This is a genomic window from Bradyrhizobium sp., from assembly GCF_030693485.1.
Taxonomy (GTDB): Bacteria; Pseudomonadota; Alphaproteobacteria; order Rhizobiales; family Xanthobacteraceae; genus Bradyrhizobium.
The window spans coordinates 1-8,499 of record NZ_JAUYAN010000135.1 but is presented as its reverse complement, the minus strand read 5'-3'; the positions used below and the strand labels follow the sequence as shown (position 1 = coordinate 8,499).

At 62.7% G+C, this 8,499-nt stretch carries 6 protein-coding genes; 4 read left to right on the top strand and 2 right to left on the bottom strand.

Annotated features, from left to right (window positions below):
* Positions 1–1,408, top strand: a 1,408-nt coding sequence (locus Q8N40_RS09935; RefSeq protein WP_305711703.1) for a carbohydrate porin, incomplete at its 5' end; no start/stop codon positions are given.
* Between the two features lie 218 nt (positions 1,409–1,626).
* Here Q8N40_RS09935 and Q8N40_RS09930 read toward each other — a convergent pair.
* Positions 1,627–3,258 carry an FMN-binding glutamate synthase family protein gene (locus Q8N40_RS09930; RefSeq protein ID WP_305317981.1) on the bottom strand — a complete coding sequence of 544 codons (1,632 nt, stop codon included), beginning with the start codon at positions 3,256–3,258 and terminating at the stop codon, positions 1,627–1,629.
* Positions 3,259–3,674: 416 nt separating this feature from the next.
* Positions 3,675–4,448, bottom strand: coding sequence for a ferredoxin--NADP reductase (locus Q8N40_RS09925; RefSeq protein WP_305317980.1), 774 nt, complete (start codon positions 4,446–4,448; stop codon positions 3,675–3,677).
* Positions 4,449–4,778: 330 nt separating this feature from the next.
* On the opposite strand from Q8N40_RS09925, the gene Q8N40_RS09920 reads away from it, so the two are divergent.
* The 3 genes from Q8N40_RS09920 to Q8N40_RS09910 all read left to right on the top strand — a co-directional run bounded on the left by Q8N40_RS09920 (position 4,779) and on the right by Q8N40_RS09910 (position 8,159).
* Positions 4,779–5,780, top strand: a complete 1,002-nt coding sequence (locus Q8N40_RS09920; protein WP_305711702.1) for a hypothetical protein — start codon at positions 4,779–4,781, stop codon at positions 5,778–5,780.
* Positions 5,773–7,089 carry a folylpolyglutamate synthase/dihydrofolate synthase family protein gene (locus tag Q8N40_RS09915; protein WP_305711701.1) on the top strand — a complete coding sequence of 439 codons (1,317 nt, stop codon included), beginning with the start codon at positions 5,773–5,775 and terminating at the stop codon, positions 7,087–7,089. The genes Q8N40_RS09920 and Q8N40_RS09915 overlap by 8 nt, the downstream gene beginning before the upstream one ends.
* A gap of 68 nt (positions 7,090–7,157) precedes the next feature.
* Positions 7,158–8,159, top strand: a complete 1,002-nt coding sequence (locus Q8N40_RS09910; protein WP_305711700.1) for an NADP-dependent oxidoreductase — start codon at positions 7,158–7,160, stop codon at positions 8,157–8,159.
* The last annotated feature ends 340 nt before the right edge of the window (positions 8,160–8,499 follow it).

Genomic DNA, 8,499 nt, shown 5'->3' with positions numbered 1-8,499 from the left:
GCGCGGCTTGGGGTGGGGACTTTTGGCTGCGGGCGCGGCGGTTTTGGTTGCGAGTCATTCCTTTGCGCAGCAGGACACCGAAGCTCCCCTCGCCGATCTCGATGCCCGGAAAGGCGTGGCGCCCCCGCTGTCGATTGCCAGCAGCCTGCCGTACAACGGCGATCCTTTCGGCACCCGGGCCTGGCTGGACCGACATGGCGTCACCTTCGGATTTGTGTACACGACCGAAGGCCTCGCCAACGTAAGGGGCGGCGTCAACCGCGCTGCCGTCGGCGGCGGCAAGCTTGAGGCGCTGCTCGGAATAGATTTCGGCAAGCTTGCCGGTTGGGATGGCCTGACGCTGTTCGCCAACATCTTCCATATCCAGGGCAACGGCGGACCGGGACGTAACCTGGTCAGCAACTTGAACACCATCAGCAATATCGAAGCACTATCGACCACGCGGCTTTCCGAATTTTGGCTGCAACAGACCTTTCTCGGCGGCATGGCCAGCATTCGCGCCGGCCAACTCGTGGTCGATACCGAATTCCTGTTCAGCCAGTACTTCAGCTTCTTCGTCTCCAGCGACTGGCCGACCAATCCGGCGGTCAACATTCCAAGTGGCGGCCCTGCCTATCCGCTGTCGACGCCCGGCATTCGGCTCAAGGTCGAACCCACGCCGCAAACGGCATTCCTGCTCTCGGTGTTCAACGGCGATCCGGCCGGCCCCGGCCTGAACGATCCCGAACTGCGCAACCGCTACGGCCTCAACTTTCGCGTCAACGATCCGCCCTTCGTGATCAGCGAATTTCAGTACCGCTACAACCAGGATACCAACTCGACTGGCCTTGCCGGCGGCATCCGCTTTGGCGGATGGCATCACTTCGGCACCTTCGACGATCTGCGTTTCGACACTGCCGGCCATTCGCTGGCAAGCCCGCTCAGCACCGGCATCGCGCGCCGGCTGCGCGGCAATGACGGGATCTATGCCGTCATCGACCAGCAATTGTACCGGCCGCCCGGCGGCGACGTGAATTCCGGCGTGGCGGTCTTTGGCCGCGCTGCCTACAGTCCGCCCGATCGAAGCCTGAACGATTTCTATCTCGACGCCGGCATCATCCTTGCCGGGTTGATCCCGGCGCGGCCCGCAGACGCTTTCGGTGCTTCGTTTCTCTACGCGCACATGTCGGACCGGGCGCGCGGGCTCGATCGCGACACCCGCCTGTTCACCGGCCTGCAGGTGCCGTTGCGCGATTACGAGCTCTCTTTCGAATTCACCTATGCCGCCGCGATCGTTCCGGGCTGGACCATCTATCCCACCGCCCATCTCATTTTCCATCCCGGCGGCAACGTGCCCGATACCAATTCGCGCACCGAACCGATCAGGAATGCGGTGGTGATCGGGGTACGGTCGGTGATGCAATATTGACTGCCTATGTGAGATGGGTCAGTCGCTGGCTGCCCATGCTTCGAGACGCTCGCGTCGCTCGCTCCTCAGCATGAGGTTGTTGTGTGTTTCAACAAGTTGAACCTCATCCTGAGGAGGCCACGAAGTGGCCGTCTCGAAGGATGGGCTGCAATATCAATCTGTGATTTCAAGAACCTCCAGGCAATGGCTATAAGGCTCCGCGACGTCCCGAATGACGATCAGGACGCCGCCGCGAACGACTCCGCCCGCGCCATGGCCCAGGCCTCGCGAAAGCGCGGATCGCTGGTGCCGTCGATCAGTTCGCCCGGACGCAGCGACGGATAGAGTTTCGCGAAGGTCAGCACCTCGGTGGTCGAGGTCCGCTGCGAGAAGTGGATCGGCCGGATCTGCTGCGGATGATCGAGGCCGGCGGCGGCGAGCAGTTCGGCCAGCGCATGCAAGGTCGCGTGATGGTAATTATAGACGCGCTCGATCTTGTGAGGAACCACCAGCGCGCGGTTGCGCGAGGGATCCTGCGTCGTCACCCCGGTCGGACAGCGGTCGGTGTGGCAGCTCAGCGACTGGATGCAGCCCAGCGCGAACATGAAGCCGCGCGCCGAATTGCACCAGTCGGCGCCGATCGCCATTGCGCGCGCCATGTCGAACGCGGTCGCGATCTTGCCGGCGGCGCCGATCCGGATGCGGTCGCGCGCGTTGATGCCGATCAGCGCATTGTGGACGAAATTGACGCCCTCGCGCATCGGCATGCCGAGATGGTCCATGAATTCGAGCGGTGCTGCGCCGGTACCGCCCTCGTTGCCGTCGACCACGATGAAATCGGGATAGATCCCGGTCTGCAGCATCGCCTTGCAGATCGCGAGGAACTCCCAGGGATGCCCGATGCACAGCTTGAACCCGGCGGGCTTGCCGCCGGACAGCCGCCGCATCTCGCCGATGAAGGCCATCATCTCCAGCGGCGTCGAGAATGCCTTGTGATACGCCGGCGAGATGCAATCTTCGCCCATCGCGACGCCCCGGATCGTCGAAATCTCTTCCGAGACCTTGGCCGCCGGCAGCACGCCGCCGTGCCCAGGCTTGGCGCCCTGGCTGACCTTGAGTTCGACCATCTTGATCTGGTCGTCGGCGGCGACTTTTGCGAACAATTCCGGATTGAACGTGCCGTCGCGGTTGCGGCACCCGAAATAGCCGGAGCCGATCTCCCAGATGATGTCGCCACCGTTCTCGCGATGATAGGGACTGACGCCGCCCTCGCCGGTGTCATGCGCGAAGTCACCCTTTTTAGCGCCGGCATTCAGCGCGCGCACCGCGTTGGGGCTGAGCGCGCCAAAACTCATCGCCGAGATGTTGAACACCGAGGCCGAATACGGCCTGGTGCAATCCGGACCGCCGATGGTGACGCGGAATTTTTCGCTGGCGTGGGTTTTGGGCGCCATCGAATGGTGCATCCATTCGTAGCCTTCCTTGTAGACGTCCTCCTGCGTTCCGAACGGCCGCTTGTCGAGCTGCATCTTGGCGCGCTGATAGACCAACGCGCGGGTGTCGCGGCTGAACGGCATGCCGTCCTTCTCGCTCTCGAAGAAGTACTGCCGCATCTCCGGCCGGATCTCTTCGAGCAGGAAGCGGATATGCGCCGTGATCGGATAATTGCGCAGAACCGCGTGGTTCTCCTGCGTGAGGTCGCGAATGCCGAGCAAAGTGAGGCCGCCGAACAGGAGTATAGGAATCGCGAGCAGCTCCCACACCTTGAGCTTGGCGTCGACAATCCCGATACCGACCAGCAATGCCGTGACGACGGCGCATATCGTCAGAACGATGTAGCGCGGCGTGAACGGAATCATCAACGTTTCCATGGGTCCCCCTCCGGCGGATTGCGCCGTATTATTCTTGTCGGCCTCGAGCCTAAACGAACTTCAGAACAATGCTGTACACGATAGCAGGCGTTACTGCTTACGGATATGACGGCGGACCGTTTCACGGCAGGCTACCGAAATAGCCGGCGGGGAATCAATGCGTCAGGCCGCGCGGGCGGCGACGCCTGAAATGTTGCTGCAGTGCAATGTGGCAGGGGGGCGTCATGGCGAGAAGCCAACGGGTCATGCGAACGCCCGCCGGATCGCTCGCAATCAGGGGCATAATCTGCATGCCCGACGATGACTGTTTAGCTGGACCGTACTTGATCGGTCTTGAAATTGACGGCGATGGTTGTAGGTCCCGGCTCTGCGGTGCACCGCCGAAGAGGCGCTGCGCCGCGTCCGGGACACGAAGGCTAGCGCTCCACGAATGCCTTCTCGATGACGAAATGGCCGGGCTCGCTGTGGCTGCCTTCGAGGAAGCCGCGGGTCTCGAACATCACCTTCAGCTCTTCCAGCATGCCGGGGCTGCCGCACATCATGATACGGTCCGTCGCGATGTCGAGCGGCGGCTGGTGGATGTCGTTGAACAGCTGCTCCGAGGTGATCAGGTCGGTGATGCGGCCGCGGTTGCGGAACGGCTCGCGGGTCACGGTCGGATAATAAGAGAGCTTCTCGCCCAGCAATGGCCCGAACAATTCGTCATCGCGCAATCGCGCGACCAGCTCTTCGCCATAGGCGAGTTCGGAGACCTGCCGGCAACCATGCACCAGCACGATGCTGTCGAACCGTTCATAGACGTCGGGGTCCTTGATCAGGCTCGCGAACGGCGCCAGACCGGTTCCGGTCGACAGCAGCAGCAGGCGCTTGCCCGGGATCAGATTGTCGGAAACCAGCGTGCCGGTCGCCTTGCGCCCGACCAGGATGGTATCGCCTTCCCTGATCTTCTGCAGCTTCGAGGTCAGCGGACCGTCGGCGACCTTGATCGAGAAGAACTCCAGCGCTTCCTCGTGATTGGCGCTCGCCATCGAATAGGCGCGCAGCAGCGGCCGGCCATCGACCTCCAGGCCGATCATCGCGAACTGGCCGTTCTGAAATCGAAAGCCGGAATTGCGGGTGGCGGTGAAGCTGAAAAGCGTATCGGTCCAGTGCCGGACGGAAAGAACTTTCTCTCGATGGAAGGCGCTCATGTGATTTCGTTTTTCCTGACCACTTGCTGTAGAACGAACGAGTTGTTCGAGCCTCGTAAGAGGCACAAAACCCTGCAATGATTGATGATCTGGCGTTCACCTACGCCAAAACTGGAGATAGTCAACCGTCACCGACGCGCAACTGCGTGCTCACAATGGCAGTCGATTCATCTCGAAAACGGGTTCAGAAAATCTGCATCGTACAAGCGACGCAGGCGTAATTAACTTGCTGAAATAGACGTCGCGGCGGCAGTAAATTGCCCCGCCCGACCGGAAACATCGTTAAAGATAAAAACAGCAAGAATGGAATGCCAGATCGCCGGATATTGCATGCGAAACCTAGAACAATTCCGATCGGGCAAGCCGAGCCATTATCCGGACCAGTCGATCTATGCGGCCTATGCCTGTGCCGAACTCGGCCTGGCTTTCCGGGATATCGACGCCGGAACGGGGCTGGTTTTCAACGTCAGTTCGGCGGCCCGCAGCCTCCATTTCGGCGCCGGAAGGTGTTCATGGTATCCGCAGAACAACGCCACCGCCTCGACGCTGGCGTCCGACAAATATTTCGCCGGCCGGATTCTGGCGCAAGCCGGAGTCGCCGCACTCGGCGGCGAATACTTCTTTCTTCATGACCGGCACCGAGCCCATCGCCCCGCCGGACACGAGCGCGAGGATGCGCCGGTGTATTTTGCGAAACTGGGCGGCTCGGCTTTCGTCAAACCCCTGACCGGATCGCGCGGCGACTTCGCGCAGGCCCTGTACGACGAGGCCGCGCTGATTCGACACCTCGGTGAGGTCGCACACTATTACGACGCGGTCCTGATGCAGCCGATCATTGCGGGCGCCGAGTATCGGGTTTTTCTGCTCGACGACGAAATTCTCTATACCGCGCGCAAACAACCGCCCTCGGTTGCGGGCGATGGCGTCCGTACCATTCGCGATCTGCTGAGCGCGCATAACCATGTCCTGCAATCCCGTGGCCTGTCGCCGGTTTCCATCGGTCTCGACGCCGCGCTCGACGCCGTGCTGCCGGAAGGCGAGCGCTGGGAGATTCCCGGGCGGATGAACCTGAGCGCCGGCGGAACGATGGTGCTCGAAGCGCCGCCGTCCGATGCTGCGTTGACGCTGGCGAGGCAGGCGGCGCAGGCGCTCGGGCTGCGGGTCGCTGCGATCGACCTGTTTACCGATATCGGCGGCGACGCGAATGCGATGCAGGTCATTGAGGTCAATTCCAACCCATCGATCCGTCTGCTGGAGCAATCCGGCCGCGGCGATCTGATCCTGAAAATCTGGCACCATACTTTTTCCGCGATGGGGCTTTTCGGTGTTTGATCTTCCGAAATTCGGCAACGGCATGTGCCTGGCGCGAATGGCCGAACTGCTCGACGCCCTCGCCATCGACCGCGCGCGGCTGACGCGCATCGCGGTGGTCGTCACCGGCTCCAACGGCAAGGGCTCCACCGCGACCTTCTGCGCCGGCATCGGCCGGGCCTACGGCCTGCGCACGGGATTGTTCACCTCGCCGCATCTCTATCGTTTCAGCGAACGGGTCCAGGTCGATGGCGCCGAAATCGGCGATGCCGATCTCGCGCGATTGATATCCCGGATCGAAACAGCGATCGCGCCAATCGCGGCGCGGCGCAGCGAACAGTTCGGCGGCTTCGAAGCGCTGTTCGCGCTGGCCTGCCTGCATTTTCAGGAGACGGCGTGCGAGTTCGCGGTGTTCGAGGCCGGCATCGGCGGGCGCTACGACGTGACGCGCCTGGTCGGCGCGCTCACGACCTGCATCACCTCGGTCGATTACGAGCATGTCGCACTGCTCGGTCATTCCCTCGACTTGATCGCCTCCGACAAGAGCGACGCCTGCGCCGCCGGCGGCACCATCGTCTATGGCGAGACCTGTGCGAAGCTGAGGCCGCATCTGATCGAATATAACCGCCATCGCGAAGTGACCTCGCGCTTTATTCGCGACGACATCGCCATCGGCGGCGAAACCGCCACGGCAGCGCGGCAGCAGTTCGATTTCCGGTTCGGGGTCTGCGATTTTCCGGCGCTGGAAATCCGGCTGCAGGGCGCATTCCAGTGCAACAACGCCGCCATCGCCGTCGCTTTGTTCCTGCTCTGGCTGCGCCGCGTGCGGCCCGGCGCCGATGCCGCCGGATGCGAGGCCGCCGTGCGGTCGGGCCTTCGCGAGACGCGCTGGCCCGGCCGCCTCGAAACCATCAAGCCCGACCCGCTCACTATCGTCGACGTCGGCCATACCCCCGACGGCGTCCGGCAATCGCTGGCCAGCCTCACGGCGATCCAAGGCGCGGAGGACTGGATCCTCGTCATCGGCATTTCCAGCGACAAGAAGGCCGACGAGATCGCGAGCGCGCTGGCGCCGTCCTTCACCACCATCATCTGCACCCGCGCGCAGCACAAGGGCGCCGATGCGGCGGCGATCGCCAGCGCGGTGCGCAAGGCCAATCCGCAGGCCGACGTTCGGCTCGCCGCGACGGTCGCGGAGGCCGTGGCGATGAGTCAGAGGCTCGCTGCCGAGCAGAAGCGAAGGGTCTATGTGGCCGGCGGGCTGTTCGTGGCGATCGAATATGCCGTGGTCGCCAATGGTGGCCGCGCGGAAGAATTGAAATTCTTCTGAGGGTGAATTTGCTCTGGCTTCGTACCCAACGCATAATGCGGGCAACCGCATGTCAGGGAGACAACGCCATGAGTGACACCGTCAATCGCCAGGTCTTGCTGGTCGAAAAGCCTACCGGAAAGCTCGGGCCCGAGCATTTCAAATTGATCCAGGCCGCCATCCCCGAACCGAAAGATGGCGAGGTGCTGCTCAGGGTGCGCTACATCTCGCTTGATGCCGCCAACCGGGCGTGGATGCACGGCGCGACCTATCGCGCAGCGGTCGAGGCCAACACCGTGATGGCCGGCGGCGGCATCGCCGAAGTGGTGTCGTCGAAGGACGCCAGCCTGAAGCCTGGCGACATCGTGTTCGGCGACACCGGCTGGCAGGAATACGCGGCGGTGCCCGCGAAGCATCTGAGCAGGATGCCGAAGCTCGAGCCGATGACGCATCTGCTCAGCGTCTACGGCATCGCCGGCCTCACCGCGTATTTCGGGTTGCTCGACATCGGCAAGCCGAAGGCCGGCGAGACCGTGGTGGTCTCGGCCGCGGCCGGCTCGGTCGGCTCCATCGTCGGCCAGATCGCGAAAATCAGGGGATGCCGCGTCGTCGGCATCGCCGGCGGCAAGGACAAATGCGACTGGCTGGTCAACGAACTCGGCTTCGATGCCGCGGTCGATTACAAGGACGGCGCAGTGTTCAAGGCGCTGCGCGCCGCCTGCCCCAAGGGCATCGACGTTTACTTCGACAATGTCGGCGGCGACATTCTCGAAGCCTGCCTGGCGCTGATGAACAATCGCGGCCGTATCGCCTGCTGCGGCGCGATCTCGCAATATGACGGCGTGCCCTCGGCCACCGGGCCGCGCGGCGTACCCGGCCTGATCGTGGTGAAACGCCTCATCATGCAGGGCTTCATCGTGATGGATTATATGGAGCAGCGCGATCAGGCGCTGAAGGACCTGCAGTCCTGGGTCGCTTCCGGCAAACTGAAAGTCCAGGAAGACGTCATCAACGGACTGGAGAACACGCCGAAGGCGCTGATCGGATTGCTGGCGGGTGAAAACCGCGGCAAGCGGATGGTGAAGGTCTAGTTAGTTCAGTAAAGCGCTGCTGAATGCGTTGAACGCTGCTTCCACAACTTCGGTGTCGTCCCCGCGAAGGCGGGGACCCAGTATCCAGAGACGTTAGTAACAGAGCCGAGATGCCGCGGCGTACCGGGTCGCCCGATCAAGTCGGGCGCTGACGAGTGATGGTGGTGCAGCAGCGGCGCTCACATCGAACACAATGTGTTCAATGCTTCGTCACCACGCTCCATTTCGTCACCACGGCTTCGCTCATCTGCCCGGCGTCCTGCGCACAGGCGACTTCGTCGACCTTGATCGAGATGGCCTTGCCGATGAAGCCCTTCAGCTGCGCGGTCTGGGCGTCGCT